This window comes from Amycolatopsis sp. NPDC051071, assembly GCF_040682875.1.
In the GTDB taxonomy this organism is placed as follows: domain Bacteria; phylum Actinomycetota; class Actinomycetes; order Mycobacteriales; family Pseudonocardiaceae; genus Amycolatopsis.
Map to the genome: position 1 here is coordinate 1 of NZ_JBFBBY010000071.1, position 20,940 is coordinate 20,940.

Here is a 20,940-nt window from a genome sequence, read left to right on the forward strand (position 1 = left end):
GCGCGTGAAGGACTCCTTCCCTCGGCTGAGCCGAGGGAAGGGGGCCTTCACGCGCAACCCAAGTACATGAAGGCCCCCTTCCTGTACCTAGGCGCAAGCAAGGGGGCCTTCCTGTACCTCAGGCGAGCAACGGGCGCCAGTACCCGAGCACACCGAACGCGTCGTGAGCGACAGGTAGGGCCATTGAGGGGTAAGGCAAACGTGGCGTGACGGATTCGGCGGCGCGAGCGGACTCTTCAAGGGCCCGATAGCCAGCCCCTGTTGACGTGCGTCCAATTCCGTATACAGCGGCCAGTCTGCTCCCTTGGTTCGAATCGCGTAGTTGAGCTTGCCCGCTCTGATGGAAATAGGTGGTTCACGAAGGTCGTTTACGCAGTGTTCGGCTATTGCGCCGACCGAGTGTAATCGTTATCCCGCCGTTGCGAGGGCGTTCGCGGCGGCGGTAGCGTGAAAAAGCAAGCAGAAGGAAGCGGATTATGGGGATGTATCACAGGGGGGTTTGAGAATGAGTGCGCCCGCTCGGCCGACGAACATAATTTGGGATGTCACCTACGCATGCCCCTTGCGATGCGTCCATTGCTACTCCGAATCCGGACGTCGGCCGACTCGTCAATTGAGCCTGAGTGAGCAATTACGGATAGTGGATTCGATTATCGAGCTTCAGCCGGAAATGGTGGCGCTGGCAGGCGGCGAACCGCTCGTGGTGAAGGGGATATTCGAGGTCGCGAAGCGATTGTCACAAGCAGGCATCCATGTCGTGTGTTACTCCGGCGGATGGCCGATGAAGCCGGATATGGTCGAGGAGTTGATGCGTTGCTGCAGTACGGTGACGATCAGCCTTGACGGCGCGAGCGCGGAGGTGCACGACCGGATTCGCGGACGTGCCGGCTCGTTCGAGCGGGCCATGGCGGCGTTGCGGATGCTCGACGACGCGGTGCTCGACGGTGCCCCACCCGGGTTCCAGTTCGGCATCGACACCGTGGTGGTACGCAGCAACTTCGAGGGTCTTGAGCAGATGTGCACCTCGATCGCGCCCCGCTTCCCGGCGCTGAAGTCGCTCGATCTGGGCGCTGTCATCCCGGCCGGTCTGGCCAGCCGATCAGGGTTCGTGGAGCATGAACTGCTCTCCGAGGCCCAGGTCGAACAGCTGGGCAGTGCCGCGTGGGCTCGACATTTGCAGTCACTCGCGCCTCAGTCGGTGACCGTCACCTGCACGGACAATCTCGACTTGCAAATGAATCCGGTCCAGGGCGTCGACAACTTCTCGGCTTTGCAGATCGAGCCTGATGGCGAGGTGAGGGCGATGCCAATCTACGAAGGTACCGTCGGCAGCCTCCTCGACGAGTCCGGCGAGACATTGTGGCAGCGTGCGATCGAGCGGTGGAGTCATCCCTTCGTCACTGAAACGCTCTCCACTGTTCGCACGGTCGAAGAATGGGCCGAAGCCACCCGGCGCATCGACTACCATTTCGGGTCGGAAGCCGTGCGTGCCCGCATTGACCGGCGACCACAATTCTCCGGAACGTCCGGTTAGCGCCGGCATTTCCACTTCCGCGTATTTCTCCACAGATTCCGGCTCCTGGGGCATCAGCGCGTCTCTCTGGTGTCCCGATTCCTTCACGGCGGAGAGGAGGTGAACGACCATGGCTTACTGGCCCCCCACGAAGGTGACGTACTGGCCCCCCACGACGGTCTCCCACTGACCCTGTCAGTGCAGATGACCGCCAAGCGCGATGCTCCCGCCTCCGGGCGGGAGCATCGCCATGGTGAATACCACTAGCATCGGGCCACAGCATCAGAGGGACTCGTCGGTAATCCATTGACGAAGATGAGCTGGGGGTTGAATGCGGGCGTATCGGCACTTGTTCGGCTTTCGTGGTGTGCCGCGGTTGGTTCTGGCACTGATCGCGAGCCGGCTGGCCGCACCGATCCTCAATCTCAGCATGCTGCTGGCGATCGTCTCCACACACGGCTCGTACGCGGTCGGTGGTGTGGCCTTGACCGGGTTCTCCATCGCGCTCGCGGTCTGCGTGCCCCTGTCCGGGCGACTGGTGGACCGGTTCCATCCCCGCCCTGTCCTGCTGGGAGCACTCGCTGTCCACGCCATCGCCTATGCGGTGGCGGTGATCGGCATGACGCAGCAGGCCTCCGCATGGGTACTCGTGGCGGCCGCCATCGCCTTGGGGGCGACCACACCGCCGTCGGCACCGGTCATCCGATCCGCGTGGCCCGCGATCGTTCCCGCCGAACACACCCGGACCGCTTACGCCTTGGACGCGGTGCTCAACGAGGTCATGGTGGTGACCGGGACACTGCTGGTCTCGGCGCTCGTCGCGCTCGCCTCCCCGGTTGCCGCCGTAGCGGTGGCCGGGGCATGCACGGTCGTCGGTGTGCTGACCCTGGTGACGGTACCGGCGCTGCGGACACGCGCGAGCACGAAATCGACCAGTGAGGTTTCTCAGCGCCGACCTGTCCTCGGCCCCCTCGCCGATGGACAGGTCCGGGTGCTGCTGGGGATCACCGCCTGCGACATGCTGGCGTTCGGCTGCGTCGTCGTCGGGGTGTCCGCCGCTGCCGCGTCGGACGGAACTCCCGGCCTGTCCGGGGTGCTGCTCGGCGCCTACTCGGTGGGTGCGGTGGTCAGCGCACTCGGGTACGGCGCACGGCGTCGAGAGGCTCGCCCCCGCCGCCAGCTCATTGCCTTCCACGCCGCGTCCGCCGTACTGCTCGTCGCTACCGGGATCGCGCCCGGACTCGTCCTGGCCGGTGCCGCCTTGCTCGCCGTGGGGCTGGTCAGTGGCCCGCGCGACACGCTGCACCAGATCGCGCTCGGTGAGGTGGCCCCGCCCCGGCAGCGAACCGAAGCGTTCGCGTGGATGAGCACCTTCATGTGGGTGGGCAACGGAATCGGCACCGCCCTCGCCGGACAGCTCGTGACCTGGAACAACGGGGACCACACCACGACCTTCCTGGCCGCCGCGGCCGCTGCCGCCGGCGCCGCGGCGTTCTCGCTGCTCCTGCGCTCCACCCTGCGAACCGGCGCGACCACGTCTCCGACCTCGACCGCTTCCCCGCGGTAGCCCGCGACACCCACTGGGAGGAACGATTGGCGATGAATGGCCACCCGAGAAAAAAGCGCCGGATTCTGTCCTCGCTGGCCGCCGTCGGCGTCCTGCTCACCACGGCCACGACAGCAGCGTCGCCCGCCACCGCATCCGATCCGTGGTGGCTGGCGAAAGTGCTGGCTGCCGAGGTGACCGGCCACAACGCAGGGCACCACCTGAACGCGATCTCCGAGGCAACACACGCTCACGGCGGCAACCGCGTCTCCGGTTCCCCTGGCTACGACGCGGCCGCCGAGTATGTGACCAAGACACTGACCGACGCCGGCTATCTCGTGCGGCGCCAGGAGTTCACGTTCCCGGACTATGCGATGGTCGCGGAGACGGCGACCGAAACGGCCCCGGTCAGCCGCGTGCTGCACCCGTTGCTGGCCTACTTCTCCGTCTCCACCCCCGAGACCGGTATCTCCGCCGCTCTCGGCGAACCGGCGGGAAAGGCGACCGGGTGCACGCCGGAGGACTACACCGGCGGCGATGTCACCGGCAAGATCGTGCTCGTCGATGCCGGGGGCTGCGCCACCTCCCTCAAGCAGGTCACCGCCGCCAACGCCGGCGCGACCGCGCTGGTGATGAACGTCAACTACACGAACCCCACCATGAACATCCGGCATCGGATCGTGCCACCCGAAACCGCGCGCATCCCCACCGCCACCCTCACCCGAGCCGAGTCCGAAGAACTGAAAGCCGATGCCGCTCAGGGCGAAGTCACCCTTCACCTGGATCTGCGGAGCCGGCCGATCACCACCAGGGGATACAACCTCATCGCCGACACCCCTGGCGGGGCCGAAGCCGGCACCGTCGTCGTCGGGTCCCACCTCGACAGTGTCGACACCACACCCGGAATGAACGACAACGCCGCCGCCGCGGCAATGCAACTGGAGATCGCGCGACAGCTCGCCCCCTACGCCCGCGAGATCAAGAACCGGGTCCGGTTCGCCTGGTGGGACGCCGAGGAAAAAGGCCTCGTCGGTTCCCAGTACTACGTCGATCAGCTGAGCCGCCGACAGCAAGGGGAAACAGGCCTGTACCTGAACCTGGAGATGATCGGTTCACCGAACTTCGCGCGCCAGGTCTACAACGGACAGACACCCGGCGGCCCCGCGCCCGCCGGGTCGGAACAAATCACGAAAACCATCAACGACTACTTCGCGGGGCAGAACCTTCCCACCGTCGGACTCGTACTCGACGACCGTTCGGACCACTCCCCCTTCATCAAGGCGGGTATCCCCGCGGGAGGCGTCAACGCGGGCGCGGAAACCCTCAAACCGGCAGAGTGGGTACCACTGTTCGGGGGGACCGCGGGAGAAATGCTCGACCACTGCTACCACCAGCCGTGCGACACCCTCGACAACGTCAACCCGGCCATCTTCGACCAGTTCGGCCGAGCCATCGCCTGGACCACCGGCCGGTACGCCGTCCAATCCCTGGCGCCTGGAAGCCGATAGCCGTGGTGGCCGGGCGGTCGTGCCCGGCCACCACGGCGCTCACCGCAAGCGGTAGGCGTCGATGACCGTCTGCGTCACCGAAGCGCCACTGAAGTCCTCTGCGGAAAGTCGCAGCGAGACGGACGAGGACGGGCTGTACAGCGGCGCCACGACATAGGCCTGCCAGTGCTCGTGGGTCTTGGCGACGAACTGCCGGTGCCAGGTCTTGCCGCCGTCGACGACGCTTCGGCGGTGACCCGCCGGACCACGCCCGTCGTTCCCGCGGAGCGCTCGATCTCGATCGGCACGGCGAGCGGAAGCAACCGCCAGGCGTCATTGGCCGCCCCGAGCGCCGGAGTCGCCCGCAGGACCATCAGCGGTAGCGGCGTCTCGCCTGCCGTGCGCTGTGAGCGGAAGTTCCAGGTGGTGACCACCTTGCCGGACAGGTCGGCGTTGGCGTCGTCCGGCCGTTTCGCATCGATGGTCAGCGTGTAGTTACCGGGTTCCGACGGCACGGCGAAGGCCACCCGGGCCGGTGCTCGGCCAGATGTGGCCGGGAACCTTGGGTACGACACCGATTTCCTTCCCGTCTCGCACGAGCCGGGTGGTGCCCTCCACCGCCGACAGGCTGACATGATCACCACCCGCCGCCAGCAACGGCAGCTGGACGCTGAGGGTGTCGCCGTCACGCACCGTTTGGCCAGTCTCGCCAGCGACGGACCGACGACCGCGCGGTTCCAGTCCTCCTCCGACCGCTGGCCGGCACGGTATTCGACGCCCGCCGCCCGTTCCTGAATATCACTCCACGTTCCGTTGGTCCCGGTCCGGTCCACGAAAAGCTGCTTCAGCCAGCGGATCTTCCCGGTGCCGTATAACTCGTCCCGCGTCGAGGGCAACTGGGCCTGTGCGGTGAGGAACCAGGCGTTGCCGACGGCGACTTCGTTGTCATAGGGCGAGGGCAGGACATGCAGGTTTCCCCATTGCTTGCCGGTACTGGCATAGGTGGCGCTCACCTTGGCCAGCTCGTGGTCACGCACCCGATATCCGGAGACGTGGGGAACGCGGCCGGCGCTGGGGAACTGACGCTGACAACGTTGACATCGCCTACGGAGACGCAGCAGGGCCGAGCGGGACGGGAGCGGCCCACTGTCGATGTGGGGGTCACCGAGGTGAGCCGCCGCCCACTGCCAACCGTACAAGAAACCGGTCTGGTCACCCGTGCAAAGCTTTGTACCCGAACGACTCTTGACGACCGACCATCCACTGTGGACAGCGATTCGTCAGATAAGGCCTTCGCGGAGCGCGTAGGCGACGACGTGCGTGCGGTTGCGCAGCCCGAACCGGCTGAGCAGACCGTGCAGGATGTTCTTCACCGTGCGCTCGGAATAGGACACCTGCCGCGCGATCTCGCTGGTGTCCAGCCCGTCGGCGAGCAGCCGGAGCAGCTCGGTCTCGCGCTCCGACAGCCCGCTGAGGGTGAGCTCACGCGGCGCGAGGACTTCCTTGTGCAGCCGTGACATTCCGCGGAGCAGGTCGCCGAGCTGATCGGCGGGGAGATCGCCGCGGCCGGCGTGCGCGTCGTCGACCGCCCGCAGCAACCTCGCCGGTGTCAACTCGGTCCGCGAGACGACGACGGCCAGCCCGCGTTCGACGGCAGCCCACAGTTCGGCCTGGCTCAGGCGGTCCGCCACGAGCACCAGCCGGGCGTCACCAGGGGGAAGCCGATGGGGCTCGACGGCGACCACCACGTCGGCGTCCGCGGGGTCGTCGCGCAAGGTGATACCCGTCCCGCCGCCGAGCGCACTACGCAGGCCCGCCAGGACGAGCGGATCGGTGGCGTGCGCGGCGACCCGGACCGTACGGTGTTTCCCGGCCTGCACAGCGGGCCGGGCAGGCGTGATCAGGATCGTCGACATGAAAGTCATGCAACCGGCTCCTTCGACGGCGCGGCAACAGCGTGGAGGGGGCAGCTTTTCGGTGGCGAAAGCCTGCCGGTTGAATGGACCACGATGGATCCGGTCGAGTCAGAGGAAAAGCCGTCGGTGTTCGGCAAGCTCTTGCTGGAGCACAGGCGAGCCTTGAACTGGACACAAGAGCGGCTGGCCGTCGCGTCCGGCCTCAGCGTCCGCGCCCTGCGCGAGCTGGAACGCGGCCGGGCCAAGGCGGCCCAGCAACGTTCGGCCGAGGTGCTCGCGGACGCGCTCGGCCTGACCGACGGCGACCGGGAGCTGTTCCTCGCCGTCGCCAAACAGGGGCGGCGTCGCGGCCCGGCTCCCGAGACGGCGACCTGCGCGCTGCCGTCACCGATCACGGACCTGTGCGGCCGGGAAGACGAACAGGCGCTGCTTTCCGCCAGGGCCGCGGAAGGCGGCGGTGTGGTGGCCGTCGTCGGCCAGGCCGGTGTCGGGAAGACCGCGCTGGCGATGGCGGCCGCGGACCGGCTGCGCCCGGACTACCCGGACGGCTGTTTCGCGGTGGACCTGCGCGGTATGGACGAGGAACCGCTGAGCGCGCGGACGGCGCTCGACAGGCTGTTGCGCGCACTGGGTGTCGGTGCCGGTCAGGTCCCCGCGACCGAAGCCGACCGGTCCGCGTTGCTGCGGGTGTTGGTCGACGGCCGCAGGATCCTGCTGCTCCTCGACAACGCCGCCGACGAGGCCCAGGTTCGGCCGCTGCTGCTCACCGGCCCCGGCTGTCTCACCCTGGTCACCTGCCGTCGTACCCTCGCCGGCCTCGAGGGTGCCCGTTGGGTGGCGCTCGACCCGCTTTCGGACGCCGACGCGATCGTCCTGCTCGCCGGGATCCTGGGCGCCGACAGGGTGGACGCGGAGCCCGGCGCGGCACGGGAACTCGTCGAACTGTGCGGGTACCTGCCGCTCGCGGTCCGGATCGCGGGTAACCGGCTCGCCACCCGGCCGCGCTGGTCGCTGGCCCACTTGGTCGAGCGGCTGCGCGACGAAAGGACCCGGCTACGCGCGCTCTCGGCGGGTGATCTGCGCCTGCGCCCGGCTTTCGACCTGTCCTATCGCGGGGTTTCGACCGGGGCGCGCTCGCTGTTCCGGCGGCTCGCGACCGTGCCGGGAAGCAGCTTCGGCCCGGAACTCGCCGCCGTCGTGTCCGGCGCCACCGACGCCGACGTCCGCGAGTACCTCGACGAACTCGTCGACGCCAGCCTGCTGCAGACCACGGCCGAACCGGACCGGTACCAGTTCCATGACCTGATCCGCCTGTTCGCCGGCGAGCGGTTCGAGGCCGAGGAGGACCCCGCGGCAGGGGACCTCGTGCTCACCCATCTACTGGACAAGGCGGCCGATACGGCCCGCTTGTTCTTCCCCGAGGCCCCGGAAAGCGGGCGGTTCGGTTCCCGGGCCGACGCCCGGACCTGGCTGGACGCCGAAGGCGACAACTGGGTCGCCGCACAGCGGACGGCGGCACGCAAGGGATGGCACCGGGAAGTCGCCGACCTCGCCGCCGCGATGCACTGGTACTCCGACGGGCGTAGCCAGCAGCGGCCCTGGTGGGAGATCTTCTCCCTCGGCGCCGACTCGGCCAACGCCGTCGGCGACGTGGTGACCGAAGCGAAACTGCTCAACTTCCTCGGCTGGGCCCGCCACGTTTGCCTCGACGACACCGAGGGCGCGGTGGCGTCGCATCGCCACGCGCTCGACATCGCCACCCGGGCGGGTGATCGCACCGAGGTCGCCTGGGCGAACATCTATCTCGGCTACATCCTGCGGCTCGTCGGCCAGCCGGCCGAGGCGTTCGGACACGCGGAGCGCGGATATGAGCTGGCGGGCGAACTGCCGTTCTGGACCGGGCAATGCTCGGCTCGCAACGTCTACGGGCACGCGCTGCGGGAGGCGGGGCGCCATGCCGAAGCACTCGCCATCCACCGTGCCGTCCTGGAAGAAGCCGAAGCGGGCAAACACGACGCCTACCCCGACATCCACCGCATGCTGACGTCGATGACGCTGCGCGGCATGGGCGACGTACACGCGGCTCTCGCCGAATGGCAGGAGGCCGCCGGTCTCTACCGCACCAGCCGGTGGCTCGCCTGGGAGGCCGGATTCACGCCGGTGGAAGCGATCTGCGCGCTCAACGAGGGACGTGCCTGGCGGAAAGCGGGCGCCGTCGAAGAGGCGAGGGAATGCCTCACGCTGGTCGTCGAACTGTCCGAGGAACCCGCCGCCCACGCCCGGCGCGACGAGGCGCTGGCCGAACTGGCGCTCCTGCCTGCCCCTTCCTGAACGCGCTCTGCCGTCGCCGCGTCGTCGCGGGTGGATCTAGCGTCGCTACCGCCCACTCCGTGAATCGATAGACCATTCGGCGGGTAGTCACTAGACCATTCGGCAGGCACAGTGTGTCGGTAGTGACTCAGTTGACCTCAGCGAGAGGACGGGTACCGGGCATTTGGGGGGCGGATGGAGTTCCTCGCGCTGGGTCCGCTGGAGGTGCGGACCGGCCGGGGTGCGATTCCGCTCGGTGGTCCGCGTCAGCGGGCGGTACTGGCGCGGCTGCTGATCGCGGCGGGCACCGTGGTGCCGGTCGAAACCTTGGTGGCCGACCTGTGGCCGACGCGTCCGCCTCCCAGCGCGGTGGCCGGGCTGCACGCCTACGTGTCCAACCTGCGACGGGTGCTGGAACCGGAGAGGGGGCCACGGGAACCCCCGCGGTTACTCGTCCGCCGCGCGCCCGGTTACCTGCTTCAGCCGCCTGACGGTTCGGTGGATGTGGCCAGGTTCGAGAACGCCGTCGATGCCGCGGCCGCGTCGCTGGCCCATGGCGTGCCGGAGGAAGCCGTCCGTCTGCTGGACGCGGCGTTGGCGACCTGGCGTGGCGCGCCGTACGCGGATCTCGCCGACGAGCACTGGATCGCGCCGGAACTGGGCAGGCTCACCGAATTGAAGCTGTTCGCCAAGGAGCTCTGGGCCGAGGCGGAACTGGCGCTGGGCCGCGCGTGGTCGGTGATCCCGGTGCTCACCGAGACCACGGCGGAAGCTCCGCTGCGGGAATCCCTGTGGCGTCATCTGGCGCTCGCGCTTTACCGCTGTGGACGTCAGGGCGAGGCGCTGGCGGTGCTGCGCAGGCTTTCCACGCGGTTGCGTGACGACCTGGGTGTCGATCCTTCGCCCGCGGTCCGCCGGCTGGAGACGGCTCTCCTTGACCAGTCTGCCGAACTCGGCGAGCCGCCGGTCGTCCCGCGGCCGAGAAGGGCGCCCGACGCGCGACCGATCGGCCGGACGACGCCGTTCAACCGGCTGGTGGAGGCGGCGCGCGCGGTCGATCGGAGCGGACGTCCGCAACTGGTGATCGTCGACGGGGAACCGGGGATCGGGAAGACTTATCTGGCGGAGACGTTCGCGGAGCATTGCCGTGCGCTCGGCTGGCTGGTCGGCAGGGGAACCGCACACGAGGACGGGGCGGCGCCCGTGCTGTGGCTGTGGCGGCAAATCGTCGGTCAGCTGAGCGGTGCCGTCCCGGAGAACCTGTTCCCTGTGCCGGGCACGGGCGACGACTCGCGGTTCGCCCACCATCTCGCGATCACGCGGCACCTGCGGGAGCTCGCCGTCAGGCAAACGGTTCTCGTGGTGGTCGAGGATTTGCAGTGGGCCGACGACGGGTCGCTGCGGCTGCTCGCCGATGTCGCCGCTCTGCTGGATTCCGCGCCGGTCCTGCTGCTCGCCACGTTGAGGACCGGGAGACCCGGCGACGTCCTGGCGCGGACACTGGCCAGGCTCGCGCGGCACGGCGCGGACCGGGTGACACTGCGGGCGCTGACCAGTACGGGGGTGGCGGCGTTCGCCCGAGCCCAGCTGGGCTCGGGCGACAAACGAGCGGCCGAAGCGCTGTTCCGGAGATCGGGCGGAAATCCCTTCTTCCTCCGCGAGATCCTGCGGCAGATCGCCGACGAGGGGCAAGCGGGGTTCAGCCACGTGCCCGCCGCCGTCGTCGACGTGCTGCGTTATCAGCTGAGCCGGCTGCCGAAACGCACACGGCAGGCGCTCGACCCGGCCGCGGTGCACGGTCTCCACCTCGACGTCGGCCTGCTGGCCGAGGCGTCCGACCTCGGTGAGGAACAACTCCAGGACGCGCTCGACCTCGCGGTGCTCGCCGGGGTGCTGGTGGAGTCCGGAACCGGGCTGCGCTTCCGGTACGAACTCGTGCGTCGCGTGATCCACGCCGACATCCCGCCGCTCGCCCGGTCGCGGTGGCGGCGTCGGCTCGCCGCCGTGCGCGCGGACCGGCGCGCTCCAAGAAGTTCACTGGCCGTCCCCAAGAAACCGCCAAGCGACCCGCGCTGAACTCGTTCCCGTCCGCTTCACCGTGGCGAAAGGGACCGAGATGAAAGAGAAGATCTTCTCCACCGACAACGGCAAGAAGTTCAATCTGACCTTGGACGCCGGTTACTGCATGGCGATGTGCCTCGACCTGGCGAAGGTGATCCTCACCAGAGTCGCCAAGGGACGGCGGGCCGACGGGGTGTCGATCGGCGAACTGGAGCCCGGCAAGTGGGCGATCGTGCAGTCGGCGTACCTGATCAACAGCGACATGGACCGGAACAAGCTCATCAGCGCTCAGGGCTTGGCCGTCAGCGCCACCATCCCCGACACCGCCGTCGATGCCGGTGACTTCGGTCCGCCCACGCGCGCCGTCACCGGCCTGGCCGGAACGACCGTGTTCTCGATCTTCGGCCCCGGCGCGGCGCACGCCCTGCTCTGGCATCGCGACGACGCCGGGAAGCAGTTCCTGTACCTCGACCCGAACGAAGGACTGTGGCGGTTCACGACCGTGGGCGAGGCGCGGCAGCACATGGAAGCGGATCTCGACGGCAACTACGCCGATCTCGACGAGGCCTACCGGGCGTCCACAGTGGAGCTGGGCTGATGGCCGCGGGAGCACTGGATCCACTGACTCTCGCCGACGACGTCGAGCGGCTGGTCGCGACTGGGATCGCGGCACAGGCCCGCGCGCTGGCACTGGCGCGTCAGGAGAACGCCGCGAGCTTCGTACCCGACGAGGTGCTCGCGGCCCGGATCCAGGACGCGCAGGAGCAGGTCGGGGAAAGCACCGCCTACTTTCTCGACCGGCTTCTCCCCGACTTGATCCGCGGCCTCTCCGACGCTGACGGTGCCGCCGGTCTCGTCACCGGGCTGGACAGGACGATCACCCGGCTGGACACGGACGGGCAGGTGCCCGTCGTGACGGGCGCCGTCGTCACCGAGTTCGACGCCTATCGCGCGAAATCCCTGCGGCTCTCGAACGCCCTGACCGCCGCGGCCGGCCGGGCCGACGCAAAGGTGGCGACGCTGGCAGGAGTCCTGAAGAGCGAGATCGCGGCGCTGGACGGCCCGGACGGGGCGATCGCGAAGGCCCGTGCCGGGATCGCCGCGACCGTGAAGGCGCTCGACGACGACGTGAACGCCGTCGTCACCCAGGCGAAGGCCGTCGGCTCCGGCGTCAAAGGGTTCCTCACCGACAAGGTCAAGTTCGCCACCGGGATCCTCACCGACTTCGGCGGCAAGGACACCACCCCGCCGAAGGCCGGTGAGAAGCCCAAGGACACCGGCAAGAAGTTCTCGGTCACCGGCATCGACGTCGAACGGGCCGGGGACACCGGCGCGGACACCGCGTCGTCGGGTGCCACCGGTCTCGATGCCGCGATCGCCGCCTTCAAACGCGACAACGTCGAACTGGCCGCGCTCTACCAGCGTCTTTACCGGTTGAACGCGGCGATGGCCGTCGCGGCCGCGCTGACCGATCAGATCACCGCGTACGCCGGTGCGCTTCGCCTGACCGCGGTCGCGGCGGCGAACGTCACCACCACGTGGGAGACCTGCCTCGCCCGGACGGACGGTGCGCTCGACACCCGGCCGTCCGTCGAGGCCGCCCTGGCCAAGGTGACCGACGGCTGGGCCGAGCTCAGCGCGCGCCTTCGCCACGCGCGGATGGCCGTCGCCGGCGGCCGGGGTCTCATCCCGGACGTGGGCCCCCTGCTCGTACGTACCCCGTAAGCCCTACCCGGAACGAGGAAGACCATGACCACCACCGCGATCACGAAAGCGGTCGGCGCGGCGAAAGAACACGCGTCGAACGCCGTCGTCGTACAGAGCTACGCACTCAGCGCGATGAATCAGCCGAACGTCGACTTCCACGAATTCAAGAAGCTCCTGCCACTCCAAGTCAAGATCAACAACAGCGTCGGCGTCGCGAAGGACTCGGCGCACCTCTACCTGAACACCGTGCTGCCGCAGGCGATCAAGACGATTGCCGACATCGAGCTCTATTTCCAGCTGCACAACGCGCTCGCCGATTCACTGCAACCGGGGACCTCCGCACAACAAGCCATCGCGCTGCTCAAGATCGTGCAGGAGCAGGCCGTCGAATTCCAGGGTCAGGCCGGGGCGGTCGCGACCCAGCTGCAGACCCTCCGGGACGGCTTCACCACGAACTCCGCGGCCTTCAACGAATACTCGCGAGACCTCGCGGCCATCGTGGACGGTGACCACGGTGTGCTCAAATCGCTCGACGACCAGCTCAGCGGAATCGACGGCAAGATCGGCGGCGCCATCACGGGTGTCGTGCTGAGCGGCCTGGCCATCGCGGGCGGTGTCCTCATGGTCGGCGTGGGCGCGCTGGCCGAACCGGTGACCGGTGGCCTGTCCACGGCATTGATCATCGGTGGAGTCGCCGTCGCCGCGGCGGGCATCGGCGGCGAGGTCGCGGCCTCGCTGACCCTGGCCAAGCTCCTCGATCTGAAGAGCAACCTGTTGCAGGAGAAGGCGAAACTCAAGGCGGAGACCACCCTCGCCGCCGGGTTGCGCAGTGGCCTCGGCAACCTCGCGACGGCCGCGAGCAGCGCCGCCACCGCCACCCAGGGCATGGTCAACGCCTGGAGCCTGCTCGGTGACGACCTCGGCGGCCTCGCCAAGGACGTCCAGAAAGGACAGACCACTGTGGACGGTTTGCGGTTGCTGTTCACCCACGCGGCGGAGAACGCGGTCAAAACCACGCAACAGGACATCGCGATCATCAAGGGACAGCTTACCGGCGTCCGGACCTCGGTGGACACCAAGGCCACCCCGGGCGACCTGATCCGCAGCCACGTCGCGGCCGCCGCCTGACCCGTCCCCACCGGGCTCGGACGGCCGCGGCGACCGGCCACGGCCAGGCACAAAGGAGTTCAGATGCTTTCCATCGCAGTGAAGAAGGTCGACGACCTGATCGGCACGCTCGCGAAGGTGCCGATCCTGGCGGGCCCCATCGCGGACGTCCGCTCGCAGGCGGTGCGGACCGGCGGTGACGTCCTGCCCGAGGTCCGTGCCGTCGGCAGCGACATCGTCAAGTTCGCTTCGCACACCCTCGGCGTCCTCTCCGGCCTGATCACCGGTGTCGCGGGCGGCACCCCGCTGGGCGTGGTGACCCAGGCCCTGCACGACGTGGGCACGGAACTGGCGGCCGAGCGGGCGAAACTTCCGTCGGTCGTGACACGGCTGGGTTCCTTCAGAGACGGCCTGAGCGAGGACATCGCGAAGGTGTCGAAGCAGCAGGAGCGGCTCGACACCGAACTCGCCGGGCTCGCGGCGAAGCGCCAGCATTGGGCGTCACAGGCGGCGGCGGTGCACAAGCAGAGCAGCATCACCACCATCATCGGCACGTTCATCCCGTTCGTGCCGCAGGCGGCCGGTGAGATCGCCAGCCAGATCCAGTACGGGAAGAGCACGGAAGAAGCGCTCGCCCAGGCGGATCACGAACTCAAGTCGGTCGGCCTGCAGGCGCACAACCTCCAGACGGTGATCGGCGCGAGCAAGGAACTCGGCGCCGCGATCGGCCAGCTGACCACGGCCACGCAGAACTTGAACAACGTGACGTCGCTGCTCAGCGCCGATCTCGCGGGCGAGGCCGCGATCGCCACCGCCGCCGACCCGGCGGCCGCCACGCTGTTCCTGAAGTCGCTGTCCGGCAGCCTGGAAATGCTGCGCGCCGGCGCGGCCTGACCACGACGGTCGTGACGGCTATTGAGGGGTAAGGCGAAGGGTGTGTGGGAAACAGGGACGTTGAGTGTCTCTTGTTTCCCACACCCCCTCCGTCTGGGTCATGACCGGGCCGGTGAGGCGAGACTGTGTGGATTTCGGATCACCCAACGCGCCAAGATCCACACAGTGAGCAGCGCGGCCCCGTGCGCCGAAAGGGGTGCCGTCGCGGTCATGGCGGTCCGGCGTCTAGTGGGTGAGCACTCCGCTGACCTCGTTGGGTGTTCCGGGGAGCGTGCCGGTCGTGGTTTTGGCACCGGACGCGAGATCGACCGAATGGATCTCCTTCTTGTTCGGGTCGGTGACGTAGGCGGTCCCGCCCCGGACGAAGATCGCCGGACGCGGACGCTGCCATTCGAGCGGTTCCTGCCAGGAGCCGAGTACCGCGATCTTCCGTGTCACGGTTCCAGCCACCGGGTCGATCACGTGGATCTGCCCGTCGGTGCCCAGCACCAGCGCCTCACCCTGCGGGCCTCGTGCCAGCGACCGGAACGTATAGCTGGTCCCGAGTTCGACGTGCCGGAGCGTGGCCTTCTCGGTATCGATCAGCGACACTCGGGTCGGGCGCTCCAGCTCCGCCGCCTTGTCGACCTTGTAGTCGCCCAAGGTGATCGGCGAGACGTCCGAGCCCGCCTGGTTGCCGATCCGGCCGTACGGGTCCGGGCTCGGCACCTTGGTGACGACGCCGTCGCGGTAGATCAGCACGCCGGTCTCGCACCCGACGACGACGGCCTCGCCGCGCGCGGCGGCTTCACCGTGCACACCGGGACACTGCTCGTTGCGTGCGATCTCCTTCTTGTCCTTGTCCAGCACCACGATCCCGGTCCGCTCGTCCTCGTTGCCGAGGGTGGTGACCAGCTCGCCGTTCGCGAGTTCCACGGCCACGCCGTGATGCGCTTCCAGCGTCTTGTGCTTCGGCGCGGGCGGGGCCGCGCCGCCGAGCGTCTTCGGGTCGAACACCGTCACTTCCCCGGTCCCGTCCGCGAACAGCACCGTCTTGCCTGCGTGGCGGACGACGTGACCTGGTTTGGCCGCCTTGACCTCGGTGTCGGTCAGTACGCCGCCGACGGCGTCGAGCACGCGGAACCCGGTCGAGGTCGAGACCAGCAGATGCCGGTCGTTCCCGGCGGGGTTGAGCCGGTTGAACCCGTCCAGCGGCAACTCCTTGGCCACCTTCAAGGTCTTCCCGTCCAGCAGGGCGATGCCGCCGTCGTAGGTGACGGCGATCGGGTCGGCGACGACGGGCGCGGGCGCCGCGCCGTTGCCGTGAGCTTGCGGGGCGGGTTGTTCCGTCGCGCAAGCGGCGAGCACGCTCGCGCTCACCGCCGTCAGCATCAGCGCGGCGTACCGGGTGGGTCGTGCCATCTTCACTGCACCTTTCGTTTGTACGAGATCTGTCAGGAGGGAGTCAGGCCGGTCTCGATCGACTCGGTGTTGGCGCGCATCATGTCCAGATAGGTCGCCGCGCCCTGGCCGGGTTCGCTGAGTGATTCGGAGAACAGCGAGGTCACCGCCACCCGCAGGCCCGCCTGTTCGGCCAGTACACGTGCGAGCCTGTCGGGTTGGGAGGAGTCGGCGAAGATGACCGGCACCCCGGCCGAGCGCACGGTGTCGGCCAGTGCCTTCAGGTCCGAGGAACTGGGTGAGGCGAGGGTCGTTCCGCCGGGGATCACCGCGCCGACGACCTCGAACCCGTACCGCTGCGCGAGATAGCCGAACACGTGATGATTGGTGACCAGTTTCCTTCGCTCCGGAGGAATGCGGCCGAACCGCTCGGTCATCGTGGCGTCCAGCGCCTCGATCTCGCCGCGATAGCGTTCGGCGTTGCCCCGGATCACCGCCGCGTCCACCCCGCCGACGTGGGCGATGACGTCGTCGGCGATCACCGTGACCGCGTCGCGCACCCGTCCCGGGTCGGTCCAGAAATGCGGATCCGGCTGGCCATTCCCGGCGTAGCCGATCGGGTTCACCCGCTCTCCCACCGGCAGGGCGGGGACACCGCTCTCCTCGGCGGTGCGTACCGTGCGCAGCATGCCCTCTTCGAGGCCGAGTCCGTTGTAGACGATCAGCCCGGCACGCTCGACCTCGGCCGCCTGCTGGGCCGAGATGCCGAAGGAATGCGGGTCGGCGTTCGGCTTCATCAGCACGGTCACCGAAGCCTGGTTTCCCACGATGGCGCGGGTGATGTCACCGAGGATGTTCGTGGTGACGACGACGGAGGTTCGCTCCCCGCCGCTCGCCGAACAACCGGAGAACGTCAGAAGTGCCGCGGTGAGCAGCGCGAACACCCGGCGCCTCATCGGCCGGTCTCCACGAGGTGACTCGCCTTGCCTTCGACCTTCAACGTCCTGGCACGACGGAGATTGTCGTTGTAGTCGATTTCGTACACCTCTCCGGAAGCCGGGTTGTTGACGTAAGCGCGCGTCGTGTCGACCTGAATGGACGGTGCGGCGACCGAGGTCGATTCCGGCGGCAGCAAAGGGATCTGCGCCTGTTCGCGGCCGGTGGCGCTGTCGAAGGCGTGCAGCTTTCCGTCCCTGGTCAGCACCAGCAGCGGGCCGCCCTCCCCCACCGCGTTCACCGCGACGACAGGCCCGGTCTCGATCTGCCGCCACGTCCGGCGCACGACGTCCAGCGACCACACGGCGTCGTCCCCTGCCCTGGCCGCGAGTGTGGTACCGCCCGGCCGGTGGGTGAACGCGGTGACGCGCTCCCGCGCACCGGCCTCAGGTGGGTACGGGATCTTGTCCCCGCTGAAGACGCCGTCCTTTTCCGTGACCAGCAACGCCCCGTCCGCACAGCCGAAGGCAACGCCTCGCCGGGTCACCGCCTGGCCCTGGAGTTCCGGGCACGGCCGGTCGACCTCCGCGACCGGCTTCCCCTGACGGTCGTGAACACGCACGCCGCGGGCCGACGAGGCCAGGACATGCTTGCCGTAGGGCACCGCGATGCCGTCATGCGGTTCGCGCGTGATTCTGCCCAGTTCGGCCACGGAACCCTTGCCGAGCCGCTCCCGGTCGAGCAGGACCGCCGTACCGTCTGGAAAGGACAGTACCGAGACCGCCGGGTCGCTGGACGCCCCCAGCAGCTCTTTACCCGGCGCCGCACCGACCTCGCGCACTTTCGCGCGGTAGTAATGCACGTGGTCGCCGTGGTCGACCATCCAGGCGCCGCTGTCGATCACGTGCACCGATCCGTCACCGCCGGTCAGGTAGCCGAACCGCCCGTCGCCGGTCAGGGCACGGACGCCGTCGACACGTCCGGCGCGGTGGACCTCTTCGGTGATCAGGTCGACCACGTTCACGGCACCCGTGCCGGTATCGGCGACGATCAACCGAGACTGTGCCTCAGCCGCCTCCTCGGCGCCTTCGACGTACCCGTGCGGTACCTCCGCGTCTTGCCGCGGCTCACTGCCACAGGCCGTCAGGTGCACGGCCACGGCCGTGAGGACGACGGCAAGCCAACCCGTCTTGATTCTCATCGTGAACGCTCGATCTCCAGTGTCGGGGAACGGAATCTCTGTCGCGCCGAGGACAAAAGCGCGGAGACGAAGAACAACAGGACCGCGAGGGCGGCGATGGTCGCGCCGGCCGCGGTACCCCAGTGCCAGGACACGAGCAGGCCACCGACGGTGGCGAGGACACCCAGCAGCGCCGCGACGAACATGATCGTGGTGATCCGCCGGGACCAGAAGAGTGCCGCCGCGGCCGGGGCGATGAGCAGGCCGAATACCAGCAACGTTCCCACCACCCGGAACGAGGCGACAATCGTCAGCGTGACCAGCGCGAGCAGGACGGCGTTCGCCAGGCGCGGGCGCAGGCCGAGCGTGTGCGCCTTCCGGACGTCGAAGGTGAGCGCGGTGAACGAGCGGTGTCCCAGCAGCGCCACCACCGCCACGACGGCCAGCGTGACGGCGAGGCCCGCCACGTCGGCGGAACCGACCGCGAGCACGTCACCGAAGAGGAAACCGGTGAGGTCGACGGCGAACGACCGCGAATGCGACACGATGATCACGCCGCTCGCGAGCATGCCGACGAAGAGCAGCCCGATGGTGGTGTCCTCGGACAGCCGCCGCGACCGGCCGAGTGCCGTGACGCCGAGCGCCATCACCCCCGCGCTGAGCGCGGCGCCGACCAGCAGGTTGACGCCTGCCAGCGAAGCGATCGCCACGCCGGGCAACATGCCGTGCGACAGGGCGTCTCCGATGAAGGCCATACCCCGCAGGACCACCCAGGTGCCCACGATCGCACACACCACCGACACCAACGCCCCTGCCACCAGCGCCCGCTGCACGAACGACACCTCGAAGGGGACCGACAACCATTCCACGCCCAGCACTATAGTGGTAATGATTGTCATTATCTAAAAGGGGTGCGATGAAACCGGACACAACGGCGCTCACGCTCGACGGCGTGCAGGCGCGCTACGGTCAACGACAGGTGCTGCGCGGAGTCACCGCGCGGATGCCGAACGCGCAGGTCACGGCGATTGTCGGGGCGAACGGAGCAGGCAAGTCGTCACTGCTCAACGTCGTCGCCGGAGTGCTGCCGCCGAGCGCCGGCTCCGTGATCCGCCGCGCTCCCGGCCGCCTCGCCTACGTGACCCAGCAGAGCGAGGTGTCGCACTCGCTGCCGATCACGGTGCGCGCCACCGTCGCCATGGGAAGGTGGGCGCATCGCGGCCACTGGCGGCGACTGACCAAAGAGGACCGCGGAGTGATCGAGGAATGTCTGTCACGACTGGACATCACGTCGATCGCGGACAGAATGCTCGGCACCCTGTCCGGCGGACAGCGTCAGCGGGCATTGGTGGCACAGGGACTCGCCCAACAGGCCGGACTGCTGTTGCTCGACGAACCGGCCGCCGGCCTCGACTTGCACGCCAAGACCTTGATCGACGACGCGCTCGGTACCGCACTCGCCGAAGGCACGACGATCATGCGCGTCACCCACGACCTCGACGTCGCCCGCCGGGCGGATCACTGCCTGCTGCTGAGAGACGGCCGCCTGGTCGCCGAAGGTCCGCCGGATTCGGTGCTGACCCAGGATCGCGTGGCCGAGGCGTGGGGACTTCCCAGAGTTTCCTGAGGTCACGAGGCCGTCTTCCGTACTGGAACTGCGCTACGGCCGCGTTATCGAGGGGTAAGTCCAAGGTGGCGTGGTGCCCGGGCTCACTGTGACCGACTTGTTCGCGGGGTCGGCGGCCAGAGCGAAGGCGTAATTCGCGTGCTTGAGCACGTCACTCGCGTGCTTGAAGGCGTCACTTACGTGCTTAAAGACGGATCTCACGTGCTTAAAACGGCATCCCGGTGTACGGGCCGGAACACCAGTCGACCCGCTCGATTCGAGCCGTGCCCTCGGGGCGACGCTTGTCGGCGAAGTACCTGGCCGGCTGCTCTTGCCCGTGGCCTCACCTGGTCCCTTGACCGCGTTTACAAAGGGTAGTGCGGGCCTCCGGTCCCGAAAGTTCGTACGGTGGATCCTGACGGCTGTCATGGGAAGTGGTCATGGGAAGACTTGCCGCCATCGGCGATGTCGGAGGACATCCGGATCAGCTGCGCCGCGCCTTGGACCAGCTCGGCGCCACGGAACAAGGACTTCCGCGGGATCTCACCGTGATCCAGGTCGGCGACCTCGTCGACCGCGGCCCGGACAGCGCGGGCGTGCTCGACATCGTGGCGAAACTGCTGGACGAGCAGCCGCGGCAATGGATTCAGCTCGCCGGGAACCACGAGGCACAGTATCTGCCCGGCGGGACCGTCTTCTGGCGTGAGCCCCTGGCGGAAGGCGGCGTGGCCCGGCTGCGGGAGTGGTGGGCCGCCGGGCACTTGCGTGTCGCCGAGGCCGTGCGTACCGGCGAGGGCGAAGAACTACTGTTCACCCACGCGGGTTTGACGCTCCCCTGCTGGCAACGGCTGGGGGAACCCCGGTCCGCGGCCGTGGCCGCGGAGTTGCTCAACGAGCGCCCGGAATTGATCTGGGAAACCGGCGCGCACGCCCGCGACGACCGGGCTGGTCCACTCTGGGCGGAGTCGGGCGCGGCGCTGCACGAATCCTGGATGGCCTACCGCGACGTCGTACCCTTCGGCCAGGTCCACGGACATTCCACGGTCGTGCGGTTCGCCGATCGGACATGGCGATGCGCCGGGAGGATCCGGCAACGCGCGTCGGTCGATTGGCAGGCTCGCCATGTTCGTGTACGCGTCGGAGGGCGCGTCTTCACCGGTATCGATCCGGGGCATGGCCGGACCGGCGCCACCGGCTGGCACCCTTTGGTCCTCGACGACGCCCGCATCACGGGACCGAGCCCACACTAGATGAGTGATTCCGTGAAGATCGCGTGAGTGCAATCCCGCGAAGGAAC

Annotated in this window: 17 protein-coding genes; 11 read left to right on the top strand and 6 right to left on the bottom strand. The window is 68.4% G+C overall.

Going from position 1 to position 20,940, the window contains the following annotated elements; all coding sequences use genetic code 11:
- Positions 1-505: 505 nt before the first annotated feature.
- The 3 genes from AB0M65_RS22550 (at position 506) to AB0M65_RS22560 (ending at position 4,567) form a co-directional block, all read left to right on the top strand.
- Entirely contained in the window at positions 506-1,534 is a 1,029-nt protein-coding gene (locus AB0M65_RS22550) for a radical SAM protein (RefSeq protein WP_364030609.1), read from the top strand.
- A gap of 346 nt (positions 1,535-1,880) precedes the next feature.
- Complete coding sequence (locus AB0M65_RS22555; RefSeq protein ID WP_364030612.1) at positions 1,881-3,080, top strand: MFS transporter; 1,200 nt, start codon at positions 1,881-1,883, stop codon at positions 3,078-3,080.
- A gap of 32 nt (positions 3,081-3,112) precedes the next feature.
- Entirely contained in the window at positions 3,113-4,567 is a 1,455-nt protein-coding gene (locus AB0M65_RS22560; protein WP_364030615.1) for a M28 family peptidase, read from the top strand.
- Positions 4,568-4,641: 74 nt separating this feature from the next.
- Here AB0M65_RS22560 and AB0M65_RS22565 read toward each other — a convergent pair whose 3' ends face one another.
- Together AB0M65_RS22565 and AB0M65_RS22570 are read right to left on the bottom strand one after the other, a co-directional pair.
- On the bottom strand, positions 4,642-5,583 hold the full coding sequence (locus AB0M65_RS22565; RefSeq protein ID WP_364030618.1) for a hypothetical protein: 942 nt from the start codon (positions 5,581-5,583) through the stop codon (positions 4,642-4,644).
- A gap of 243 nt (positions 5,584-5,826) precedes the next feature.
- The gene (locus AB0M65_RS22570; RefSeq protein ID WP_364030706.1) at positions 5,827-6,462 is read right to left on the bottom strand and encodes a response regulator transcription factor; all 636 of its coding nucleotides are present in this window, start codon (positions 6,460-6,462) and stop codon (positions 5,827-5,829) included.
- 93 nt (positions 6,463-6,555) lie between these two features.
- On the opposite strand from AB0M65_RS22570, the gene AB0M65_RS22575 reads away from it, so the two are divergent.
- The 6 genes from AB0M65_RS22575 (at position 6,556) to AB0M65_RS22600 (ending at position 14,541) form a co-directional block, all read left to right on the top strand.
- Complete coding sequence (locus AB0M65_RS22575) at positions 6,556-8,793, top strand: NB-ARC domain-containing protein (RefSeq protein WP_364030621.1); 2,238 nt, start codon at positions 6,556-6,558, stop codon at positions 8,791-8,793.
- A 174-nt stretch (positions 8,794-8,967) separates the two neighbouring features.
- Positions 8,968-10,848 (top strand): BTAD domain-containing putative transcriptional regulator, encoded by a 1,881-nt coding sequence (locus tag AB0M65_RS22580; RefSeq protein WP_364030624.1) that lies wholly within the window; start codon positions 8,968-8,970, stop codon positions 10,846-10,848.
- 40 nt (positions 10,849-10,888) lie between these two features.
- A complete protein-coding gene (locus AB0M65_RS22585; RefSeq protein WP_364030627.1) occupies positions 10,889-11,431 on the top strand; it encodes a hypothetical protein in 543 nt (180 codons plus the stop codon).
- Positions 11,431-12,558 (top strand): hypothetical protein, encoded by a 1,128-nt coding sequence (locus AB0M65_RS22590; protein ID WP_364030630.1) that lies wholly within the window; start codon positions 11,431-11,433, stop codon positions 12,556-12,558. The genes AB0M65_RS22585 and AB0M65_RS22590 overlap by 1 nt, the downstream gene beginning before the upstream one ends.
- Before the next feature lie 24 nt (positions 12,559-12,582).
- Positions 12,583-13,668 carry an HBL/NHE enterotoxin family protein gene (locus tag AB0M65_RS22595; RefSeq protein ID WP_364030633.1) on the top strand — a complete coding sequence of 362 codons (1,086 nt, stop codon included), beginning with the start codon at positions 12,583-12,585 and terminating at the stop codon, positions 13,666-13,668.
- A 63-nt stretch (positions 13,669-13,731) separates the two neighbouring features.
- Positions 13,732-14,541: a hypothetical protein gene (locus AB0M65_RS22600; RefSeq protein WP_364030636.1), complete on the top strand. Its 810-nt coding sequence runs from the start codon at positions 13,732-13,734 to the stop codon at positions 14,539-14,541.
- A gap of 225 nt (positions 14,542-14,766) precedes the next feature.
- Here AB0M65_RS22600 and aztD read toward each other — a convergent pair whose 3' ends face one another.
- The 4 genes from aztD to aztB are packed head-to-tail and all read right to left on the bottom strand — an operon-like array spanning position 14,767 to position 18,906.
- Complete coding sequence (gene aztD, locus AB0M65_RS22605; RefSeq protein ID WP_364030639.1) at positions 14,767-15,942, bottom strand: zinc metallochaperone AztD; 1,176 nt, start codon at positions 15,940-15,942, stop codon at positions 14,767-14,769.
- Between the two features lie 32 nt (positions 15,943-15,974).
- Positions 15,975-16,877: a zinc ABC transporter substrate-binding protein AztC gene (gene aztC, locus AB0M65_RS22610; RefSeq protein ID WP_364030642.1), complete on the bottom strand. Its 903-nt coding sequence runs from the start codon at positions 16,875-16,877 to the stop codon at positions 15,975-15,977.
- Entirely contained in the window at positions 16,874-18,058 is a 1,185-nt protein-coding gene (locus AB0M65_RS22615) for a hypothetical protein (protein ID WP_364030645.1), read from the bottom strand. Before AB0M65_RS22615 ends, aztC begins: the two co-directional genes overlap by 4 nt.
- Positions 18,055-18,906, bottom strand: a complete 852-nt coding sequence (aztB, locus tag AB0M65_RS22620) for a zinc ABC transporter permease AztB (protein ID WP_364030648.1) — start codon at positions 18,904-18,906, stop codon at positions 18,055-18,057. Before aztB ends, AB0M65_RS22615 begins: the two co-directional genes overlap by 4 nt.
- Before the next feature lie 47 nt (positions 18,907-18,953).
- Between aztB and aztA the strand changes: the two genes are divergently transcribed.
- Together aztA and AB0M65_RS22630 are read left to right on the top strand one after the other, a co-directional pair.
- On the top strand, positions 18,954-19,664 hold the full coding sequence (aztA, locus tag AB0M65_RS22625) for a zinc ABC transporter ATP-binding protein AztA (RefSeq protein ID WP_364030651.1): 711 nt from the start codon (positions 18,954-18,956) through the stop codon (positions 19,662-19,664).
- Positions 19,665-20,083: 419 nt separating this feature from the next.
- On the top strand, positions 20,084-20,893 hold the full coding sequence (locus AB0M65_RS22630) for a metallophosphoesterase (protein ID WP_364030654.1): 810 nt from the start codon (positions 20,084-20,086) through the stop codon (positions 20,891-20,893).
- Positions 20,894-20,940 lie beyond the last annotated feature (47 nt).